The following is a 20,036-nucleotide window of genomic DNA, read 5'->3' on the forward strand; positions in this document are numbered from 1 at the left end:
TCTGGCGTCCCGCTCCGCGGACGGAACGCGACTACTCCGGAACCGCGGGCCCCTTGCGGTGGTGGTCGAAGACGATGCTCGTGCGGGTCGACGCGACGGCCGGATGCGCCGACAGGTTCGACACGACGAAGTCGCGCACGTCGTTCGAGTCGCGCACGGCCACGTGGATGATGAAGTCCTCCGAGCCGCCGAGGAAGAAGAGCTGCACCACCTCGGGAAGTGCGCGGATCTCGTCGGCGAAGCGGGTGATCGCCTGCCGCTGACCCACCCGGATGCTGACGCTGATGAGCGCCTGCAGGGTCAGCCCCAGCGCCGCCGGGTCGAGTTCGGCGGTGAAGCCCGTGATGATCCCGCGGTCGACGAGCGATCGCACCCGCGAGACGCAGGTCGACGGAGCGATCCCCGCCTGCTCGGCGAGGCGGCTGTTCGGCGTGCGGGCATCGGCGCGCAGCAGGCGCACGAGGGTGCGATCGACCGGGTCGAGGTCGCCCAGGTCGTGCAGATCCTTCGGTCTCATGCGCGTCACTGCCTTCCGGATCGACGATCCTGCGGAAAAGCGTTCTGGTTCCCGCGATCCTGCGGACTGTCACGCGCAGGAAACACGATCTTCGCACGATAGGAGCAGCGCCGGCGCAGGATCGGCGCAGAGGCCCGCGGGCGGGCTCGAGCGAAGGAGTCGTCATGCGCATCGGCATCCCCACCGAGATCAAGAACAACGAGAACCGCGTCGCCGCGACTCCGGCCGGGGTGCACGAGCTCGTGCGCCGCGGGCACGAGGTGCTGGTGCAGTCGGGAGCGGGCCTGGGCTCGCGGTTGTCGGACGACGACTTCAGCGCGGCCGGCGCGCGCATCGCCGCCGATGCCGACGAGGTCTGGCGCGAGGCCGACCTCGTGCTGAAGGTGAAGGAGCCGATCGAGGCCGAGTACCCGCGGATGCGGTCGGGACAGGTGCTCTTCACCTACCTCCACCTCGCCGCGTCGCGCCCCTGCACCGAGGCGCTGCTCACCGCGGGCACGACCGCGATCGCCTACGAGACGGTGCAGCTGCCGAACCGGCAGCTCCCCCTGCTCTCGCCGATGAGCGAGGTGGCCGGCCGCCTGTCGATCACCGTCGGCGCCTACCACCTCATGCGGGCAGCCGGTGGGCGAGGCACCCTCCTCGGCGGCGTCCCCGGCACCCCGAAGGCGAAGGTCGTCGTGATCGGCGGAGGCGTCGCCGGCGAGCACGCCGCGGCGAACGCCCTCGGCATGGGCGCCGACGTCACGGTCGTGGACCTCTCGATCCCGCGGCTGCGCGACCTCGAGAACCGCTTCGACGGACGCATCCAGACCCGCGCCTCCTCGACCTACGAGATCGCGGCGCAGGTCGCCGACGCCGATCTCGTGATCGGCTCGGTCCTCATCCCCGGGGCGAAGGCTCCCAAGCTCGTCACCGACGAGATGGTCGCGACCATGAAGGCCTGCTCGGTGCTGGTCGACATCGCGATCGACCAGGGCGGCTGCTTCGAGGGGTCCCGCCCGACCACGCACGACGATCCCGTGTTCGCGGTGCACGACAGCGTCTACTACTGCGTCGCCAACATGCCGGGAGCCGTGCCGGAGACCTCGACCCGCGCGCTCACCAACGTGACGCTCCCCTACGTCGTCGCACTGGCGGACCGCGGCTGGAAGGACGCCCTCGCCGCCGACGCCGCGCTCGCGAAGGGCCTCAGCACCCACGACGGACGCGTGGTCAACGAGGCCGTGGCAGCGGCGTTCGATCTGCCGGTCGCGAGCCTCGCGTCGCTCCTGGCCTGACGCGGCCGCTCAGTCCAGAGCCAGCGCGTCGACGATCTCGGCGATCTCCTCCTCCGGCGGCCGCCCGACGTCGATCGTCACGTGGCGCTCGTCGGCGCCCAGCGGCTCCAGGGTGTCGAACTGCGAGTCGAGGAGGGCCTTCGGCATGAAGTGGTCGACGCGGGAGGAGAGGCGGCCCGCGACCGTCTCGCGCGAGCCCGCGAGGTGCACGAAGACGAGGTCGTCGCGGCGGAGGACGTCGCGGTAGCGGCGGCGCAGTGCGGAGCAGGTGACGACGACCGAGGCGCCGGAGCGGATGCGCTCGTCGACGGCGCTGGCGATCGCGGCGAGCCACGGGGCGCGATCGTCGTCGGTGAGCGGGATGCCGGCCGCCATCTTCTCGACGTTGGCGACGGGGTGCACGTCGTCGCCCTCGAGGAAGTCCCAGCCGAGGCGGCTCGCGAGGAGCGTGGCGACGGTCGACTTGCCGCTGCCGGAGACGCCCATCACGACGACGGCGCGGACGGGGGCGGGCTGCTCGGGCATCGGCGGACTCCTGGCGGATCTATATGTCGGACATAATCGGCGTTCCGGACGATTATGTCTGATCCGGGGAGGCGTCCGCGAGCCCTCTCCGAAATACTGACGGCATGGGAGAGACCGCTCCGCACTCGTTGCACCTGTCGGTGCTCGACGAGCTCGGCGCGCAGATCGTGCGCGGCGAGCTGCCTCCGGGGACGACCTTCAGCGCCGACGAGCGCGCCGAGCAGCGCGGAGTGTCGCGGTCGGTGATGCGGGAGGCGGTCAGGGTGCTCGAGTCCCTCGGCCTCGTGACGTCGCGCCGCCGCGCCGGAACGCGAGTGGAGCCTCCCGAGCTCTGGAACGCGCTCGACACCCGCGTCGTCGCCTGGAGCCTGGACGGACCGGACCGCCAGCGGCAGCTGCACCAGCTCAGCCAGCTGCGGCTGGGAGTCGAGCCGCTCGCCGCCCGTCTCGCGGCCGAGCACGCGTCCGCCGAGCAGCGCGCCGCGCTCCTCGACGCGGTCCGGGGCATGTCGGTGGAGTCGCGCACGGCCGATCAGGCCGGGTACCTCGGCCACGACACGGCGTTCCACCGCGCGCTGCTGGAGGCCTCGGGCAACCGGCTGCTCGCCGGGCTCGCCGATCTGGTCGCGGAGGTTCTGGCCGGGCGGACGCGGAACGCCCTGATGCCGCGCGAGGCCGACTCGGAGGCGGTGCGACTGCACCGTGCGGTGGCGACGGCCGTCGCCGCAGGAGACGGGCGCGCCGCCGAGGAGGCCATGCGCGCGATCGTCGAGGAGGCGGACGCGGCGGTGCAGGCGACCTGACGCAGACCCTCGGGTCCGCTGCGCGCGTGGCCGGCGGGCTTGCCGATGGTGCGGCCGGGGCGCACAGTGGAGGGATGGCCGAGGGATACTCCTCCGCGCAGGTGCGGGCCGCTGAGGCGCCCCACCTCGCGCGGCGCGAACCGCTGATGCAGAGGGCGGCGGACGGTCTCGCGCGCGAGCTGCGCGCCGTGCTCGCCGCCCGACCGGACCGCCGCGGTCCGGGGAACGTGCTGGTGCTCGTCGGCCCGGGCAACAACGGCGGCGACGCTCTCTACGCCGCGGCCGAGATCTCCGCCTCCGGGAGCCATGTGAACCTGGTGCTCACCGCCGGCAAGGCCCACCAGCGCGGACTCGCCGTCGCCCTCGACGACGGCTGCGGGACGGTGCGCGCCGACGATCCGGCGGCGCTGGCCGCCGCAGTCTCCCGCGCCGACGTCGTCGTCGACGGGATCCTCGGCATCGGCACCGCGGAGCCGGCGCTGCGCGGCCGCCCGAGGGACGTGGTGGCCGCGGTCATCGAGGCCGTCCGCCGGCGCGAGGTCCCGCCGGTCGTCGTCGCCGTCGATCTGCCCAGCGGCATCGGTCCGGACGACGGTTCCGTGCCGGATCCGACCGTGCTGCGGGCCGACGTGACGGTCACCTTCGGCGCCATCAAGGCGGGTCTGCTCCTCCCGCCCGGTGGCTCCTACGCGGGCAGGATCCGGCTCATCGACATCGGGCTCGGTCCCGACCTCGCGGGGGTCGATCCGCTCGTCTCGGTCTGACCGCGCCCCGCGTCACGCCGTGGCGGCGCGGCTGAGCAGGTGCGCCTTCTCGGGGTGCTCCTCGAACCACTGGCCGACGTACCAGCACATCGGCACCACGCTCCGCGACCCGGAGGACTCGATGTCGTCGACGGCGAAGGCGACCAGCTCGCCGGCGAGCCCGCGACCGCGGAACGGCGGAGTGGTGAACGAGCGGACCAGCGAGACGCTCTCGCCGTTCTCGTGGTAGTCGAGGACGCCCACCAGCGCCCCGTCGAGGTGCAGCTCGTAGCGCGACGCGTCGTCGGCCCGTCGGAAGTCCTTGGTCATGACTCCACGATAGAACCGCGCGGGGAGGGCGTGCCGAGAGAAGCTCGACCTCAGTCGTCCTCGCCGAGCACGTCGCCGTCGACGTAGAACCAGCGCCCGTCCTCGCGGACGAACCTGCTGCGCTCGTGCACCAGGCCGGGCCCGCCGGAGGACCGGTAGGACGCGCGGAACTCGACGAGGCCCTCCTGGTCGTCGACGCCGCCCCGCGCCGTGTCGACGATCTGGAGGCGGCGCCAGCGGATGTCGTCGTCGAGATCGACCCGCGGAGGACGCGTCGACGGGTGCCAGCTGGCGAGCAGGTAGGGGGCGCTGCCGAGGACGTTCGCGCTGTAGCGACTGCGCATGAGCCGCTCGGCCGTCGGCGACGGGGTCTCGCCCAGGTGAGCCGGTCGGCAGCAGTCGGCGTAGTGGCGGCGGCTTCCGCAGGGGCAGGCGTCGGCGGGATGCATCCGGTCAGTGTGGCAGGGACCGCCGGCGCCCGCGCCCGCTACGGAGCGGCCTTCAGCAGGGCGACGCCGAGGACGTCGCCGGTGGGCCCCGCCGCCGAGGCGTGCACCGAGAAGACGACCCGCCCGTCGCGGCCGGGCTCCGGCTCGACGGCGAAGTCGAGCTCGAGGGCTCCGTCGCTGTCGCGGGACGCGATCGGCTCACCGAGCGGACGGTCGTCGATCCGGAACTCCTGCTGCCCCTGCGCGACGGCCCGCAGCCGCACCCGGAGGACCGCGGCGAGCTGCTCCGGATCGACGAGGGTGTAGCCGAACCAGCCGTCGGGGCCCTGGGCGCTGCGCCAGTGCACACCGTCCGCGCCGCCGGCCCGGGTGCCCCGCCCGGCGAAGGAGTGGTCCGACTCCGGCTGCTGCTCCCCCGCAGCGACCGAGTCGATCACCGCGGCAGCGGCCCCGGCGATCAGGTCGGCCGCCGCGAGCTCCGCCCGGCGCACGTCGGCATCGGCACCGAGGGGCCAGTAGACGGTGTAGCGGCTGTCGTGGATCCCGGCGAACGGCTCGAGGAGGACCGGACCTGCGTCGGTCGTGAGGGTGGCGGTCAGCACGGAGCGATCGACGAGAGCGACGGCGTCGAGGGGCCGGGGAGCGGTCACGACGGGGGTGTCGGCCAGATCGCGCAACGGTCCCGCGGCGACGTGACCCATCCGCTCGCCGCCCGCGCGGAGCCCGTCGAGATCGTCGGTGCCCGCGCGGGCAGCCAGGACGATCGGCCCGTAGGAGAAGGACGACCAGGCGGACCCGTCCGGGAGCGCCTCGGCGCGAAGGCCCATCCCGAGCCGGACGCGGATCTCATGACGCCCGGGCGCGAGGTCGGCCACCCGGAGGAAGCCGTCGACGGCCTGGTCGCGGATCTCGCGCCCGTCGACGGTCACCGCGAACGACTCCGCCCACGACGGCCGCCGCAGCCGGACGGCCCCCGAGCGCGCGAGATCGACCGTGATCGCCGCCTCGTCGGAGTGGGGGAAGCCGGTGTGGATGCGCGCTCGCATCCCCGACTCCGCCGAGTCGAGGGTCGAGGGGAGGTAGAGGCCGATCAGCAGATCGTCGCCGGCGCGGCCGTAGACGAACTCGCCGTAGCGGGCGTGGTTCTCGAGCCCGGAGCCGACGCAGCACCACATCGACTCATCCGGAGTCGAGTAGACGCGGTAGTGCGCAGGACGCAGGGACGTGAAGTAGACGAAGCCGCCGTCGGGGTGCTGCGACGAGAGGATGTGGTTGTAGAGCGCCCGCTCGATGTAGTCGAGGTAGCGGGCGTCGCCGCTGTGCTCGAACAGGCTGCCGCTCAGCTCGATCATGTTCAAGGTGTTGCAGCTCTCGGGTCCCTCGCGGTCGATCACCAGCGGCGCCGAGTCGACGGCGCGGTGGAAGTGCTCGCGCACGCTGTTGCCTCCGATGGCGACGGTGCGGCCGCCGGTCACGGACTCCCAGAAGAACCGGGCGGCGGGCAGCAGCTCGCCGGCGAGACGCGCATAGCCGATGACCTTGGGGATCTGCGTGTTCGCGTGCAGCCCGTCGAGCTCGTCGCGGCCCTCCAGGAGAGGGTCGAGCAGGGCTCGGTGGGAGAAGCGGCGCGCCTCGGCGCGGTAGGCGGCGGCCCGCGCGGGGTCGTCGACGGCCTCGGCCAGCTCGGCCAGGGCGTCGTTCATGCCCCCGAACTCGGCGTGCAGCATCGCCTCGAAGGCCTCGTCGTCGAGTCCCGCCGACACGCCGAGCCACCAGTCGGCGAGCCGCACCGCCATGCCGAGTGCGCGCGCGGAGCCGCCGTGATGCGCCGCGTCGAGGAGCCCGGCGAAGGTCTTGTGGAGGTTGTAGAGCGGGACCCAGCGGTCGTTGAGGCTGAAGAGATCGGCGTCGACCTCTCCGCGGGCGAGCTCCTCGCCGAGGGCCCGGCCGCCCGGCACACCGCCGAGATAGCCGGTGCCGACCGCCTCCTGGGCGCGCTCCATGCCGTCGAGGAGGGTCTCCATCCGCTCCCGCGCGGAGGGATCACCGGTCGCGGCGACCATCATCGCGCTCGCCGAGAGCGCGTGCCCGCCGATGTGACCGTCGAGTCCGCCGGACTCCCAGTTGCCGTAGCCCGGCCCGGTCGGCAGCCCCGCCTCGCGGAGGAACGGGGCGAGCAGCCGGTCGGGATCGAGCTCGAGCAGGTAGCGCAGACCGGTCGCCTGCGCGTCGGCGAAGGCGCTGGGCAGCAGCCGGACGGTGTCGAGCGGGAAGCGGTGGATCGCAGTCATCGGGAGACCTCTCAGGCCGTGGGGTGTCGACGCGGGCGGAGGACGTGGTCGGCCGTCAGGTGGAGTCGCGGACGATCAGCTGGCACGGGTGCGCCTCGATCCCCGGCCGGGGGCGGCCCTCGATCGCCTCGAGCGCGCGTGCGCCCGCGGCGCGGCCCAGCTCCTCGAGGTTCATGTCGATCGTGGTCAGCGCAGGGCGCGAGTTGAGCGCGGCGGCCGCCCAGTTGTCGAAGCCCACGACGGCGACGTCGTGCGGGACGACGATGCCGGCCTCGCGGAAGCCGTCGGCGACTCCGCGGGCGATCTCGTCGCTGCCGCAGATCACCGCGTCGATCGGCTCGACGCGCTGGCGCAGCATCTGCGCCGCCTGGCGCCCCCAGGTCTCGGACCAGGTGCCGTAGAGCGAGCGGTCGCCGACGAGCCGGAGGCCGAAGGCCGGCGCGTGCTCCTGCACGGCCTCGGCGCGGACGCGGGCGGAGTAGTCGAGCCGCGGGCCCGCCACCGAGGCGATGTCGCGACGGCCGAGCGCGGCGACGTGCTCGAGAGCGAGGAGGACGCCCTGCGTCTGATCGACGACGACCGACATGTCGGCCGGGTCGTCGGAGGAGCCCATCACGTAGACGATCGGGACGCTCGACGCCGGCAGTGCGGGCCGCGGACCGGTGAGCGTGGTCATGACGACGATCGCGTCGACTCCCCGCGCGGCGAGGATGTCGATGCAGTGCCGCTCGCGCACCCGGTCGCCGCGCGAGTTGCTCAGGAGGACCGAGGCCGTCTCTGCGGGGAACGCGTCCTCCAGCCCCCACATCACGGGGATGCTGAAGCGTCCGATGTCGTCGGAGGTGACGAGTCCGATCGTCAGCACGCGACGCTCCACCGGAGTCGCCTCGACGGCGGAGGGCAGGACGAGACCGAGCTCGCGGGCGGCCGCGACGATGCGCTCCCGGGTGTCGCCGCGGAGCTGCCCGCGGTTGTTCAGAGCCTTCGAGACGGTGCCGATCGAGACTCCGGTCGCGGCGGCGACGTCGCTGAGGGTGACGCGGCGGGAGGGGAAGCTCACGAGGCGGTCCTCTCAGCGGCGTGTCGGCCGGCGGGCAGGGGGAAGGCCGGGCGCCGGTATCACGCTACTTGCGGCAAATTTCTGCGTCAAGGCAAAGTTTGCCGGGGTGCAGCGCGACGCGGCAGGCGAGGGGGCTCGATCCGCCGTCGACAGGGGCTGCCCGACCGGCAAGGGGCGGCGGCGGCCAGGTGTGCGTTCCCTCCGCGTCGGGCGGAGCGGCTTGCGGTGCGAGCGCGATCTCGGAAGCGTGGCCCCCTCATCGATCACGGACGGAAGGAACGACCCGATGCTCACACTCACCGACAACGCCAGCACCGTCGTCAAGACCATCGCCAGCCAGACCGAGACCCCGGTCGAGGGCGGGCTCCGCATCACCGGAGACGACCTCGACGCCCGCAACTTCGCCGTCGCGGTCGTGGCGGCCCCCGAGATCACCGACGCCGTCGTCGAGCAGGACGGTGCGCGCGTGTTCCTCGACGTCGCCGCCTCCGTCGCCCTCGGCGACAAGGTGCTCGACGCCCAGGTCGACGAGGGCGGATCGGTCAGCTTCGGCGTGGCTCCCCAGGGCTGACGGCTCGGCGCCCGACGGAGGCCGCCCTCACCGCACGAGCGGGAGGGCGGCCTCCGTCGTCAGGGCCGCGGATCAGCTCGAATCGCGGATCAGGACAGCACGTCGCGCGTCGTGAAGCGCGCGACGGCCAGCGAGCCGAAGACCGCCACGTAGGCGAGCTGGAGCAGCGCGTTCTCGCCGAACGAGCCCCACGCGATCGGGTCGCGCAGCAGATCGGCGAAGTCGAACCAGCGGTCGGTGAAGAGGAACGGGTGCAGGGCGTCGAGCTGCGAGAGCGAGCCGACGATCTGCGCGGCGATCGACACGACGACCGTCGCCGCCATCGCGCCGACGGGCACGTCGGTCAGCGTCGAGATGAACAGTCCGATCGCGGCGAGCCCCGCGAGCGAGAGCGCGGCGTAGACGGCGATCCCGAGAGCGCGCCCGATCGCGTCGGCCAGCGGGACCGTGCTGCCCGACAGGAGCGTCACGGGGCCGGCGGGGAACAGCGCGAGCCCGATCAGGACGCCGACCACCATGACCGTCAGCGCCGCCGCGAGGCAGAACGCGAGCGACGCCGCGAACTTCACCGCCAGCAGCCGGATCCGCCCGACCGGGGTGACCAGCAGATAGCGGAGAGTGCCCAGCGACGCCTCCCCCGCGATGGCGTCGCCGGCGACGACTCCCACGGTCAGCGGGAGGAAGAGCGGGATCGCGACGGTGATCGCCGCGAATCCGGTGAACAGCCCGTTCCCGGCGATCTGGCCGACGAACGACGGGCCACCGCCGTCTCCGCTCGACAGTCGCACCGCGACGGCGAGCAGGATCGGGATGGCCGCGAGTGCGGCGAGCAGCGCCCAGGTGCGCCGGCGACGGAAGAGCAGGGCGAGCTCAGAGGCCAGGAGCGATCCCGCGCCTCCCCGTCGGCGGGCCGAGGTCTCAGCGTTCGACATCGAAGCCCTCCCCCGTCAGCTCGACGAAGCGCTCCTCGAGCGACGGACGGCGGACGGCGAAGCCGCGGACGCGGACCTCTGCGGCCACGAGCGCGGCGACGATCGCCTCCGGAGCCGTGCCCGGCGGCAGGTCGGCGGCGACGAGGGGCGGATCGGTCGGATGGGGCGCCGCGACGGTCCGCGGCACGAGGCCCCTGCCGGCGAGCTCTCGCGAGGCCCGTTCGGGATCGGGCGTCAGCACCTCGACCGAGGCCGCGTCACCTCGCAGCTCGTCCAGCCCGCCCTGCGCGACCAGGCGACCGGCGCGCATGACGGCGGCATGCGTGCAGAGCTGCTCGATCTCGGCCAGCAGGTGGCTCGAGACGAGGACCGTCGTCCCGTCCTCGTTGAGCCCGCGGACGAGCGAGCGCACCTCGCGGGTGCCCTGCGGGTCGAGACCGTTGGTCGGCTCGTCGAGCACGATCAGGTCGCGCGGGGACAGGAGGGCCACCGCGATGCCCAGCCGCTGCTTCATGCCGAGCGAGTAGGAGCCGACGCGCTTGCCGGCCGCCGCCGAGAGGCCGACCCTGGCGAGGGCCTCCTTCGCCCGGGTGTCCCTGGTCCGCGACGACGTCCCCGGCTCGGCGGCGTCGAAGCGGCGGAGGTTCGCGGCCCCCGAGAGGAACGGGTAGAAGCCCGGCCCCTCGACGAGGGCGCCCACCCGGGGCAGCACGTCGGCCGCCCGCCGCGGCATGGCGGACCCGAGGACGGTGATCGTCCCCTCCGTCGGCGCCGCGAGGGCGAGGAGCATCCGGATGGTCGTGGTCTTGCCGGAGCCGTTCGGGCCGAGGAACCCGAACACGGCCCCCCGGGGGACGGCCAGGGCGAGACCCGACACGGCCTCCTGCCGCCCGAAGCGCTTGGTGAGACCGCGGGTCTCGACCGCGAGCTCGCCCGTCGTCACCGCCCGGCAGCCGCGTCGAGCAGGGTGCTGGTCGGCACCGCGCCGGCGAGGACGCGCCCGTCGTCGGTGAACAGGACGGTGAGCAGCGAGGAGGACAGCACGCGGCCACCGTCGACCGGAGTGGTGACGGCGTCGAGAGCGGCGAGGGACTCCGCGTCTCCGGCGGCGACCTCGACGACGGTGCTCCAGCCGGTGCCGGTGGTGGTGACGCCGGAGTCGTCGGCCGGCGCGGCCCTGTCGGGAGTCGCACCGTCGGGAGTCGCGGTCTCGGGTGCGGTGCCCTCGTGGGTGGGCGCCGCCTCCTCGGTCACCTCGGCGCCCTCGGGGGGCGTGAAGGCGAACATGCCGGCGTCGGGCGCGGAGAAGTCGATGCTCGAGTAGGCGACGCTGAAGGCGGGAGCGGTCGCTCCGCTCGCGGTCACGGCGACGCCGAGGGGCAGACCGGTCTCACCGTCGACCGAGACGGTGACGGAGCCGACGAGGGTGTCGGAGCTGCGGGGCGTGAGCACGAGCTCGTAGGCGTCGCGTCCGGCGACCCGGACGTCGGAGCCGACGGCCACCGTCGTCGTCGGGTCGATCGACGACAGGAACTGCTCGGCGATGCTCGACGGGGTCGGGACGTCGGTCATCGGCGCCGGCTCCTCCGTCTCGCCCGTGGGGGCGAGGAAGTGGGTGGCCGTGTTCTCGGAGGAGTCGTAGACCCAGACTCCCTCGCCCTTCGCAGCGACGATGTCGCGCTCGGCGAGCCGGTCGAGGACCTGGAGGCGCGCGCCCTTCTCGGCGTCGACGAACACCCGGGCCTGGTGCGATCCGGTGGCCAGCTCGAGCAGAGCGTCGGTCGGCGACGCGGAGTCGGTCGACCCGGACGCGGAGCCGCCGCCGAGGGCGGAGAGATCGGGGAGGCCGAGGTCGGAGGACTGCTCGATCTCGCCGGAGAAAGCCGTGACGTCGCTCTCGGCGACGAAGCTCAGAAGGTCCGCGGCGGACTTCTCGGGGAGGTCTCCCGCGGCGCTGGCCGAGAGAGGAAGGGCGACGGCCGCGGCGACGACGACCAGGGGGACGGCGGCGAACGGGGTCCAGCGCTTCCAAGAGGTGCTCATACCCCGGGAGGGTACGCGCCGAAACGCCGAGGCGGCTGCGAATCACCCGATCCGGGCGCTGGCGTCAGGCGATGCGCTCGGCCGAGACGACGACGTTGTCGACGTAGTGGCCGTAGGAGTCGTCGAACACGCCCCCGCAGGTGATGAGGCGCAGCTGCGCCGTGGGCGTGGGCCCGTAGACGTCCTCCGTCGGGAAGTCCTCCTTCGGCACCGTGACGGAGCCGGTCACGGCGAAGGTGCGGGTGCTGCCGTCCGAGAGCATGACGTCGACCGTGTCGCCCGGCGCGAGCTCGGAGAGTCGGAGGAAGACGCCGGGACCGATCCGGGAGTCGACGTGGCCCGCGATGACCGACGGGCCGATGTCGCCCGGCACCACTCCGTCGCGGTACCAGCCGGCCTCGTCGACGAGCACGGGAGGCTGGATCCAGCCGGTCTCGTCGCGGGTCAGCGACTCGAGCGTCGAGTCGACGCCGAGCGCGGGGATGACCACCCGCTCGGGGACGACGGTCGAGCGGCTCCTCGCGTCGGCGGCGACCGGGTCCTGCAGCTGCCCTGCGGCAGCGGCCGCCGCGGTCGGCGTACTCGTGGGGGCGCTCGTGGGGGTGCTCTCCGAAGCAGCCGAGCCGGTGCTCGTCGGCACGGGTGCCGCGGTCGAGCACCCGGTCAGCGTCAGGGCCACTGCGAGAGCGACGCCGACGCGCGCGACCGCGCGCATCAGCCGGCGCGTCGAGCGCCGACCGCGTGGCGACGCGCGAAGAAGGCGACCCCGGCCAGCAGCAGGGCGACGACCGAGCCGATGCCGACGAAGCCCTGGACGAGCGGCGCCCCGGCCGAGCCGACGTGGACCGCCGTCGCGCCGCCTCCGGTCTGGATGCCGCCGGTCGGCAGGTCGCCGACCGCGGCGGAGTCGAGGACGGGCGAGACGACGAGTCCGCCGGCGGCGTCGTCGAGCACGAACAGCGACGCGACCGAGCCGGCCGCGAGGTCGAGATCGGCCTTCGCCGTGGCCGAGGCCGTGCTGACGTCGAGGGTCCACGGTCCCGCCGGGACGTTCTTGTAGGGCGTCGCACTCCCCTGCTGCGCACCGCTGGCGATGATCGCACCGGTCGTGGTGACGACGTCGACCTGAGAGGCGGTGGTGGAGGCCTGGATGACGCGCACCCTGGCCTGGCCGTCGGCCGGCGGGGTGAGGTCGTCGGTGAAGACGGTGGTGTTGAGGACGGCGTTCCGGCCGAGCGCGGCGACGGTCAGCGGGGTGCCCGCGGTCACATCGACGGACTGCTGGATCACGGGCGCCGAGCCCTCCGGAGCATCGGAGGGGACCATCGAGACGACGTAGGTGCCCGGCGTCAGCGTCCAGTAGGGAGAGACCGCGCCGTAGGCGACGTCGTCCAGCTCGAAGGCTGCGCCTCCGCCGGCCAGCGCCGTCAGCGAGACGTCGACCGACTTCGTGTCGGGAGAGAGGTGAGCGACCCGCACCCAGCCCGTCGCGGGAGCCGCCTCCTCGGCGGACGCGGGTGCCGCGCCGAGAGCGGCCAGCGCGGCGACGGCCGCGAGCGCGATCGCCGCCCGCGGCAGCCGTCGGAGCGGGCGGGCGGAGCGGGTGATCGGGTCCATGGTGCGTCCTTCGGGTGGGTGGTCTACGGCGCGTCCGGGAGGAGCCCGGACGGCTCGTCGAGGTCGAACGTCACGAGCAGGCCCGCGGAGGTCGATTCGACGGAGGTGGGGACGAAGTCGCCGGTCTGGCTCCCGAGCCAGGCCGTGGCCTCGGTGGTCGCGACCGCATCCGCGGGAACGCTCGCGCCGTTGTAGCCGGAGAGGAGCAGGCGGTGCCGCACTCCCTCCGTCTCGTTCGCGCCGGCGGGGAAGTCGGTGACCGAGAGCGGTGCGGCGGCGAGCTGCTGGCCGAGGAGCAGGAGCAGCCGCGCGTCGACCTGGCCCGCCTCGAGCAGTGCGCGGGCGGCGGGCGTGGTGGTGAGGGCCGGGTTGCCCGCGAGCTGGCCGCCGGCGGAGGCCCGCGCGGCGGTGAGGACCGCGGCGGACGCGGCGGCCGCCTCCGTGCCCTGATCGAGGACGCGGCGCACCTCGATCGAGGAGTCGCCGCTGCCGAAGGCGGCGACCGGCTGCGAGTTCGCGAGCGCGGTCTCGACCTCGCCCGACGCCGAGTCGGTCAGCCCAGGGGTCACCAGGAGGTAGTCGGCCGCTCGCCAGGCCGAGTCGGGCGCCGCGGCGGCGAGCGTCGACTCAGGGATGATCGTGTCGGCCGGGAAGCCGGCCTCGGAGACCTGGTCCACGAGTCCGTCCTCGACGACCAGCACTGAGGCGGGGTCGAGGGAGGAGGCGATCCACGCGACGGCCGCGGTGGTCGTCCCGGGGTCGGCGGCCGGTGCGTCGTCGGCGCCTCCGCCCGAGAGCAGCGGGACGGCGACGAGCGCTCCTCCGATGACGAGGACCGCCGCTCCGATGCCGATGCCGACGGCGAGGAGGCCGCGCCGCGAGCGGGGGAGGTCGGCGTCGTCACGGTCGTCGGGCTCGACGTCGACCGGGACGATCCCCGGGAACGGCGGAGCGGTGGCCGAGCGGGCGTCGTCCAAGCCGCGGAGGTCGGCGGGCGGCTCGCTCCGGTCCGAGTGGCGGGGATGGGTCGCGAGCGCGTGGCCCGCCTCCGATGCGGCGGACGGCTCGGCCTCGGGGACGAAGGCGGCCGCGCGGGGGTGGGGGAACTCGACGGCATCGGGATCGAGGGTGCAGATCTCGCCGATCGCCGGAGCGAGTCCGAGCACCGTCGCGAAGGCGACGGGGGCCACGGGAGCGGCGCTGCGCTCGAAGGCGGTGGGTCGGGCGGGCTCGGCGGCGTCGGGCCGGTTCCGGGGGGCGTCCTCCGCCTCGGAAGCGCGGTCCGTACGCCGAGCCTCTGCTGCGCGCTGAGCCTCCGCGACCCGCTCCGCCTCGGCGAGACGGACGACCTCGGCTGCGCGCCGGGCGCGCTCGAAGCGCTCGATCCCGGCTGCACGCCGACTCCTCTCGACGCGTTCGGCCTCGACGCGCCGCTCGTTCTCGGCGACTCGCGCGTCCTCTGCGGCACGCGCGGCTTCCGCGAGCCGCTCGGCCCGCGCGACGCGCTCGGCCTCGACACGACGGGCGGCCTCGGCGATCCACGCGGCTTCGGCGAGGCGCTCGGCTTCGGCGAGGCGCTCGGCCTCCGCGAGGCGCTCGGCCTCCGCGAGACGCTCCGCCTCCGCGACACGCTCAGCCTCCGCGAGGCGCTCCGCCTCCGCGACACGCTCAGCCTCGGCGAGGCGCTCAGCCTCAGCCGCACGCTCGGCCTCCGCCACACGCTCGGCCTCCGCCACACGCTCGGCCTCCGCCACACGCTCAGCCTCCGCGAGGCGCTCGGCCTCCGCGAGGCGCTCGGCCTCCGCGACACGCTCGGCCTCCGCGACACGCTCGGCCTCCGCGACACGCTCAGCCTCCGCGACACGCTCAGCCTCCGCGACACGCTCAGCCTCCGCGACACGCTCAGCCTCCGCGACACGCTCAGCCTCCGCGACACGCTCAGCCTCCGCGACACGCTCAGCCTCCGCGACACGCTCAGCCTCCGCGACACGCTCAGCCTCCGCGACACGCTCAGCCTCCGCGACACGCTCAGCCTCAGCGACACGCTCAGCCTCCGCGACACGCTCAGCCTCCGCGACACGCTCAGCCTCCGCGACACGCTCAGCCTCCGCGACACGCTCAGCCTCAGCGACACGCTCAGCCTCCGCGACACGCTCAGCCTCCGCGACACGCTCAGCCTCCGCGACACGCTCAGCCTCCGCGACACGCTCAGCCTCAGCGACACGCTCAGCCTCAGCGACACGCTCAGCCTCCGCGACACGCTCAGCCTCAGCAAGACGCTCAGCCTCCGCCACACGCTCGGCCTCAGCGAGGCGCTCAGCCTCCGCAACACGCTCCACCTCCGCGACCCGCTCGACCTCGGCGAGACGCTCAGCCTCCGCAACGCGCTCAGCCTCGGCGCGCTCCTCCTCGGCGAGACGATCGAGATAGCCGGCGCGGTCCGCTGCAGCCGTGCGCTCCTGCGCGGACACGGCAGCGAGGGCCGAGACGGGGGCCGGCGGACCGGCCGGCGGCACGAGCGGAGGCGCAGCGGGAGCGCGCTCGACGCGCGGCGCAGGAGTGGAGCGGGCGCCGGACCCGCGGTGCCGGGTGAGGTCAGGGACGAAGTCGGCGACTCCGGGGTGCGGGAACTCGATCGCGTCCGGATCGAGCTCGCAGTACTCGCCGATCGAGGGCGCGAGCACCTCGACCGTGCGGAGGAACGGATCGGCAGGCCCGTGGGCCGCTGAGGGCGCCGGAGCGCCGGAGCTCTCGCGTGCCGGAGCCTCCCGCACGGGGAGGTCGTCGACCTCGTGCTGCTCCTCCGCGATGTCCCGACGACGGCCGAGCCCCAGCAGTCGTCGCCCGACGCCGGCGGTGCCCCGCGCCATCAGCGCGAGCTCCGTCCGCGCGCGCGCCGACTGCAAGAGGTCATACCTGCTCTTCGGAGCCCCCCGGCCGTCCGGTCTGGTCCGTCATACGATCCGGAACGTCGTCCCCACCTGTCCATGGCCCCAGTCTCCTGGGTGCGGTGGCGCGAGACGAACGCTCTTCGCGCGCGGAACCGGCGTGTCGCCTCCGCGGCGGACGTCGGGCAAGGGGGTGCGGCTCCCCCGCGCGCCCGGGATGATCGGAGGATGGACCTCCCGTTCGCGCTCCCGATCGCCCCGATGCTCGCCAAGGCCGTGCCCTCGGTACCCGCGCAGGACAGCGGGGCGGGCGGCTTCTCGTACGAGCCGAAATGGGACGGCTTCCGCGCGATCGTGTCCGTCTCGGGCGGTGCGTGCGAGATCGGGAGCCGCGGATCGAAGCCGCTGACCCGCTACTTCCCCGAGCTGGTCGAGGCGTTCCTGCGCCTGCTGCCCGACGGATGCGTCCTCGACGGCGAGATCGTGCTCGCGACCGGGGAGCCCGGAGCACAGCGCCTCGACTGGGAGCTGCTCTCGCAGCGCATCCACCCGGCCGCGAGCCGGGTCGCCCTGCTCGCCGCGGAGACCCCCGCGATGCTCGTCGCCTTCGACCTGCTCGCCGTCGGCGGCCGCAGCCTGCTCGACGAGCCCTACTCGTCGCGTCGAGCGGCGCTCGCCGACCTCCTCGACGGCGTCCCGCATCCGCTGCATCTCGGCCGCACCACCTCCGACGAGGCCCTCGCCCGCGACTGGCTCGACCGGTTCGAGGGCGCAGGTCTCGACGGAGTCGTCGCGAAGCCGCTCGCCTCGCCGTACGCCCCGGGGAAGCGGTCGATGCTCAAGGTGAAGCACCACCGCACGGCCGACGTGATCGCGATCGGCTACCGCGAGCACACGTCCAAGCCCGGAGTCGGCTCCCTGCTGCTCGGGCTCCACGACGCCGCCGGTGCACTGCGCCAGGTCGGCGGCGCCTCGGCCTTCACCGACGTGCGCCGCGTCGAGCTGATCGAGGAGCTCGCCGACGTCGTCGAGCGCGACGGGGCGGGAGATCCCGTGCGCGGGGACGGCGAGCGCAGCCGCTTCTCCGGCGGCCGCGACACCTCCTTCGTCCGGCTGCGACCGACGAGGGTGCTCGAGGTGCGCTACGACCAGATGGAGGGCGACCGGTTCCGCCACACGGTGCAGTTCGAGCGCTGGCGTCCCGACCGGGAGGCCCGCTCGTGCACCTTCGAGCAGCTCGAGCAGCCCGCGGCGTACGACCTCGACGACGTGCTCGGCTGACCACGCCGCGCTACTCGGCGGCGGGCTTCTTCGCCCGGCTCGGCTGGACGCGCGGCGGCTCGCCGGGCATCTTCGGGAAGTCGGGCGGGAAGGGCAGCTCACCGAGTCCGTCGGCCACGTCCCGCTCCCACCAGCCGAGGAGCGCGTCGAGGCGCCCGGGAGAGTCGTGCATCCGTGCCCACGGGTCGCCCTGCGAGCGGAGTCGGTCGGGGACCGAGCGGATGGTGAACTCCTGCGGGTCGACTCCGTCGAGCTCGTCCCACTCGAGCGGGCAGGACACCGGTGCGTGCGCGAGAGGGCGGGGGCTGTAGGCGCCCGCCATGGTCCGGTCGCGGTTGGCCTGATTGAAGTCGACGAAGATGCGCTCGCCGCGCTCCTCCTTCCACCAGGCCGTCGTCACCTGCTCGGGCATCCGCCGCTCGAGCTCGCGGGCCGCGGCGATCACCGCGTGCCGCACCTCGAGGAACTCGTGCTCGGGGACGACCGGCGCGAAGACGTGCAGGCCGCGGTTGCCCGAGGTCTTCACGAACGACTCGAGCCCGGCCTCGCGGAGCACCTCGCGGAGGGAGTGCGCCGCCCGCACCGCGTCGGCGACGTCGGTGCCCGGCTGCGGGTCGAGGTCGATGCGCAGCTGATCGGGCTGGTCGGGGTCGCCGGCCTTCGACGCCCACGGGTGGAAGACGATCGTGTTCATCTGCGCGGCCCACACGGCCACGGCCGGCTCGTCGATGACCAGCTGAGGATGCACCCGACCGCTCGGGTAGGTCACGGGGACGGAGCGCACGTACTCCGGCGCCCCCTTCGGCGGGTTCTTCGAGAAGAACTGCTCGCCGTCGATCCCGGAGGAGAACCGCTGCAGAGACACGGGCCGGTCGCCGTTGGCGGCGACGAACGCCTCGCCGATCGCGATCAGGTACTCGGCGACCTCGCGCTTCGTGATGCCCGGCTCCGGGAACAGCACCCGGCCCGGACTCGAGATCCGCACCTCCCGGTCACCGTGCGGACCGGGGACGGTGAGGACGACGGCGTCGCTGCTGGGCATCCTGTGAGGCTATCCCGCGGTGCCGCCGGGCGACAGGGGCCCGCCGGGGCGGCGGCGGAGGCGGATCGGGCCCTTCGCGCGCGACGGATCGACGATCTGCCCGCCCTGCACGATGTCGATCTCGCCGCGGTCGACGAGCCGGCGGGCCGCACGGCGGACCGGCTCCATGAGGGGACGCCAGTCGTCCACGCCGACCTTGCGGGCCACCTCGGACGGGCACGCCGTCGACGAGGCGGCCCTCGCGAGCAGGACCGAGCGGATCTCCTCCTCGAGCCGCGCCTCCTCCGGACCGACGCCGCGACGGCGGCAGGCGTCGGAGCAGTAGCGGACGTTCTCCCAGTCGCGCGCCCACTTCGCGCGCCACTCGATCTCGCGACCGCAGGAGGCACAGGTCTTGTTCTCGGGGCGGGCGGAGGACTCGCGGACGCGGTGGGCCATGACGTCGAGTCTGCGCGCGCGGGTCGGGAGGCGCGACGGGTTGCGCTGTGGGCGATCCGGAGGGGGCGGTGCGATCCGCAGGAGGCGGTGCCGTCCGCAGGAGACGGTGCGGTCTGCAGGAGATCGTGCGACTCCTCACCGATCGACGGGGCGGAGACTCCGGCGCGCGACTCCTGCGAATCGCACACCCCGCCTTCCGGCTCGCGCTCCGCCTCCGGGATCACTCTCCGCCTCCGAGCAGGGGAGGCGGGACGGACGCCGCATTCGCAGCCGGCGGTGTCATACTCCGCAATGCGGCGGAGGCCCGACCGGCGGTACGACAGGCTGGAGGGGCCGTGCTGCGGCGCGAAGGCGGGCCCTTCCCGAGCCGCACCCTCCAACGATCAGGAGTCTCCGATGAGCCGTGAGAATCTCGCCACCAGTGCCGACGTCTCGGACGAGTCCCGCCCGCGCGCCTTCGCGGGGCTGTCCCCGGAGGAGTTCAAGCTCGCGTTCCGCAACCACGCCGCCGGCGTCGCTCTGATCACCGCGGACCCCGGCACGGGTCCCGTGGCGCTGACCGCCACCTCCGTCTTCTCGGTGAGCGCGGAGCCGCCGCTGTTCGTCTTCTCGCTCTCCTCCGCCTCGTCGAGCTCGCCGGCCATCCAGGCGTCCGAGACGCTCGTCGTGCACCTCCTCGGGGCCGGCCAGCTCGATCTCGCCCGCCTCGGCTCGACCAGCGGCATCGATCGCTTCGCCGACACCGCGATCTGGTCGCGACTGCCCACGGGCGAGCCTTACTTCCCGAACGCGGCGGCGTGGATCCGCGGCACCGTCATCAACCGCATGGAGGCGGGCTCGTCGACGATCGTCGCGGTGCACGCGCTCGAGGCGCACGTGCCGGAGGACTCCGACGCCACCGCCCCGCTCGTCTACCACAACCGCACCTGGCACCACCTCGGCGAGCACTCCCGCCTGAGCTGAACGCCCGGCCGTCCGCGACCGCGTCGACCGCGCAAGAGTTGTCGCACTCGACGTCGACGGCGACAACTCTCGCGTTCTCGCGAACCCGGAGTCGCTGAGGACGCGCCGTCCCCGCCCCACTCGGGCCGCGAGTGCGCAGAAGTTGTCGCACTCGACCACGACCGCGACAACTTTCGCGTTCTCGCGAACCCGGGCTCGCTCAGGGCGGCCCGTCCGCCACGGGCGGGACCTCGAATGCGCAGAAGTTGTCGCACTCGACCACG

General features: G+C 73.7%; 21 protein-coding genes. 7 read left to right on the forward strand and 14 right to left on the reverse strand.

What is annotated here, in order from left to right; genetic code table 11:
* Nucleotides 1-31 precede the first annotated feature (31 nt).
* On the reverse strand, nucleotides 32-517 hold the full coding sequence (locus tag B9Y99_RS08805; RefSeq protein ID WP_085476092.1) for an Lrp/AsnC family transcriptional regulator: 486 nt from the start codon (nucleotides 515-517) through the stop codon (nucleotides 32-34).
* Between the two features lie 164 nt (nucleotides 518-681).
* Between B9Y99_RS08805 and ald the strand changes: the two genes are divergently transcribed.
* Nucleotides 682-1,797 carry an alanine dehydrogenase gene (gene ald, locus B9Y99_RS08810; RefSeq protein ID WP_085476093.1) on the forward strand — a complete coding sequence of 372 codons (1,116 nt, stop codon included), beginning with the start codon at nucleotides 682-684 and terminating at the stop codon, nucleotides 1,795-1,797.
* Nucleotides 1,798-1,806: 9 nt separating this feature from the next.
* Here ald and B9Y99_RS08815 read toward each other — a convergent pair whose 3' ends face one another.
* A complete protein-coding gene (locus B9Y99_RS08815; RefSeq protein WP_085476094.1) occupies nucleotides 1,807-2,322 on the reverse strand; it encodes a gluconokinase in 516 nt (171 codons plus the stop codon).
* A 104-nt stretch (nucleotides 2,323-2,426) separates the two neighbouring features.
* Between B9Y99_RS08815 and B9Y99_RS08820 the strand changes: the two genes are divergently transcribed.
* Both B9Y99_RS08820 and B9Y99_RS08825 read left to right on the forward strand, forming a co-directional pair.
* Entirely contained in the window at nucleotides 2,427-3,125 is a 699-nt protein-coding gene (locus tag B9Y99_RS08820; protein WP_085476095.1) for a FadR/GntR family transcriptional regulator, read from the forward strand.
* Between the two features lie 74 nt (nucleotides 3,126-3,199).
* Nucleotides 3,200-3,889, forward strand: coding sequence for an NAD(P)H-hydrate epimerase (locus B9Y99_RS08825; protein ID WP_085476096.1), 690 nt, complete (start codon nucleotides 3,200-3,202; stop codon nucleotides 3,887-3,889).
* 12 nt (nucleotides 3,890-3,901) lie between these two features.
* Here B9Y99_RS08825 and B9Y99_RS08830 read toward each other — a convergent pair whose 3' ends face one another.
* The 4 genes from B9Y99_RS08830 to B9Y99_RS08845 are packed head-to-tail and all read right to left on the reverse strand — an operon-like array spanning nucleotide 3,902 to nucleotide 7,998.
* Nucleotides 3,902-4,198, reverse strand: a complete 297-nt coding sequence (locus B9Y99_RS08830) for a GNAT family N-acetyltransferase (RefSeq protein WP_085476097.1) — start codon at nucleotides 4,196-4,198, stop codon at nucleotides 3,902-3,904.
* 50 nt (nucleotides 4,199-4,248) lie between these two features.
* Complete coding sequence (locus tag B9Y99_RS08835; protein WP_085476098.1) at nucleotides 4,249-4,647, reverse strand: YchJ family protein; 399 nt, start codon at nucleotides 4,645-4,647, stop codon at nucleotides 4,249-4,251.
* Nucleotides 4,648-4,685: 38 nt separating this feature from the next.
* Nucleotides 4,686-6,938, reverse strand: coding sequence for a beta-L-arabinofuranosidase domain-containing protein (locus tag B9Y99_RS08840; RefSeq protein WP_085476099.1), 2,253 nt, complete (start codon nucleotides 6,936-6,938; stop codon nucleotides 4,686-4,688).
* 55 nt (nucleotides 6,939-6,993) lie between these two features.
* Entirely contained in the window at nucleotides 6,994-7,998 is a 1,005-nt protein-coding gene (locus tag B9Y99_RS08845; protein WP_085476100.1) for a LacI family DNA-binding transcriptional regulator, read from the reverse strand.
* 286 nt (nucleotides 7,999-8,284) lie between these two features.
* Between B9Y99_RS08845 and B9Y99_RS08850 the strand changes: the two genes are divergently transcribed.
* Entirely contained in the window at nucleotides 8,285-8,569 is a 285-nt protein-coding gene (locus B9Y99_RS08850) for a hypothetical protein (protein ID WP_085476101.1), read from the forward strand.
* 89 nt (nucleotides 8,570-8,658) lie between these two features.
* Here the strand turns inward: B9Y99_RS08850 and B9Y99_RS08855 are convergent, their stop codons facing one another.
* The 6 genes from B9Y99_RS08855 to B9Y99_RS18750 form a co-directional block, all read right to left on the reverse strand.
* A complete protein-coding gene (locus B9Y99_RS08855; protein WP_085476102.1) occupies nucleotides 8,659-9,501 on the reverse strand; it encodes an ABC transporter permease in 843 nt (280 codons plus the stop codon).
* A complete protein-coding gene (locus B9Y99_RS08860; protein ID WP_085476103.1) occupies nucleotides 9,488-10,444 on the reverse strand; it encodes an ABC transporter ATP-binding protein in 957 nt (318 codons plus the stop codon). Before B9Y99_RS08860 ends, B9Y99_RS08855 begins: the two co-directional genes overlap by 14 nt.
* Nucleotides 10,441-11,544, reverse strand: coding sequence for a LolA family protein (locus tag B9Y99_RS08865; protein WP_085476104.1), 1,104 nt, complete (start codon nucleotides 11,542-11,544; stop codon nucleotides 10,441-10,443). Before B9Y99_RS08865 ends, B9Y99_RS08860 begins: the two co-directional genes overlap by 4 nt.
* A gap of 64 nt (nucleotides 11,545-11,608) precedes the next feature.
* Nucleotides 11,609-12,259 carry a class F sortase gene (locus B9Y99_RS08870; protein WP_085476105.1) on the reverse strand — a complete coding sequence of 217 codons (651 nt, stop codon included), beginning with the start codon at nucleotides 12,257-12,259 and terminating at the stop codon, nucleotides 11,609-11,611.
* A complete protein-coding gene (locus tag B9Y99_RS08875) occupies nucleotides 12,259-13,161 on the reverse strand; it encodes a DUF4397 domain-containing protein (RefSeq protein WP_085476106.1) in 903 nt (300 codons plus the stop codon). The genes B9Y99_RS08870 and B9Y99_RS08875 overlap by 1 nt, the downstream gene beginning before the upstream one ends.
* A 23-nt stretch (nucleotides 13,162-13,184) precedes the next feature.
* Nucleotides 13,185-14,327, reverse strand: coding sequence for a hypothetical protein (locus B9Y99_RS18750; protein ID WP_165759566.1), 1,143 nt, complete (start codon nucleotides 14,325-14,327; stop codon nucleotides 13,185-13,187).
* Between B9Y99_RS18750 and B9Y99_RS18755 the strand changes: the two genes are divergently transcribed.
* Entirely contained in the window at nucleotides 14,259-15,890 is a 1,632-nt protein-coding gene (locus tag B9Y99_RS18755) for a hypothetical protein (RefSeq protein WP_165759567.1), read from the forward strand. The two genes, B9Y99_RS18750 and B9Y99_RS18755, sit on opposite strands and share 69 nt — an antisense overlap.
* A gap of 387 nt (nucleotides 15,891-16,277) precedes the next feature.
* Nucleotides 16,278-17,330 (forward strand): ATP-dependent DNA ligase, encoded by a 1,053-nt coding sequence (locus B9Y99_RS08885; RefSeq protein ID WP_085476107.1) that lies wholly within the window; start codon nucleotides 16,278-16,280, stop codon nucleotides 17,328-17,330.
* A 10-nt stretch (nucleotides 17,331-17,340) separates the two neighbouring features.
* On the opposite strand, the gene ligD is transcribed toward B9Y99_RS08885, so the two are convergent.
* Together ligD and B9Y99_RS08895 are read right to left on the reverse strand one after the other, a co-directional pair.
* On the reverse strand, nucleotides 17,341-18,372 hold the full coding sequence (ligD, locus tag B9Y99_RS08890) for a non-homologous end-joining DNA ligase (RefSeq protein ID WP_085476108.1): 1,032 nt from the start codon (nucleotides 18,370-18,372) through the stop codon (nucleotides 17,341-17,343).
* 9 nt (nucleotides 18,373-18,381) lie between these two features.
* Nucleotides 18,382-18,810 (reverse strand): DUF2256 and DUF3253 domain-containing protein, encoded by a 429-nt coding sequence (locus tag B9Y99_RS08895; RefSeq protein ID WP_085476109.1) that lies wholly within the window; start codon nucleotides 18,808-18,810, stop codon nucleotides 18,382-18,384.
* A gap of 396 nt (nucleotides 18,811-19,206) precedes the next feature.
* Here B9Y99_RS08895 and B9Y99_RS08900 point away from each other — a divergent pair, with 396 nt between their 5' ends.
* Nucleotides 19,207-19,773, forward strand: a complete 567-nt coding sequence (locus tag B9Y99_RS08900; protein ID WP_085476110.1) for a flavin reductase family protein — start codon at nucleotides 19,207-19,209, stop codon at nucleotides 19,771-19,773.
* Nucleotides 19,774-20,036 lie beyond the last annotated feature (263 nt).

The organism is Rathayibacter oskolensis, assembly GCF_900177245.1.
Lineage (GTDB): Bacteria > Actinomycetota > Actinomycetes > Actinomycetales > Microbacteriaceae > Rathayibacter > Rathayibacter oskolensis.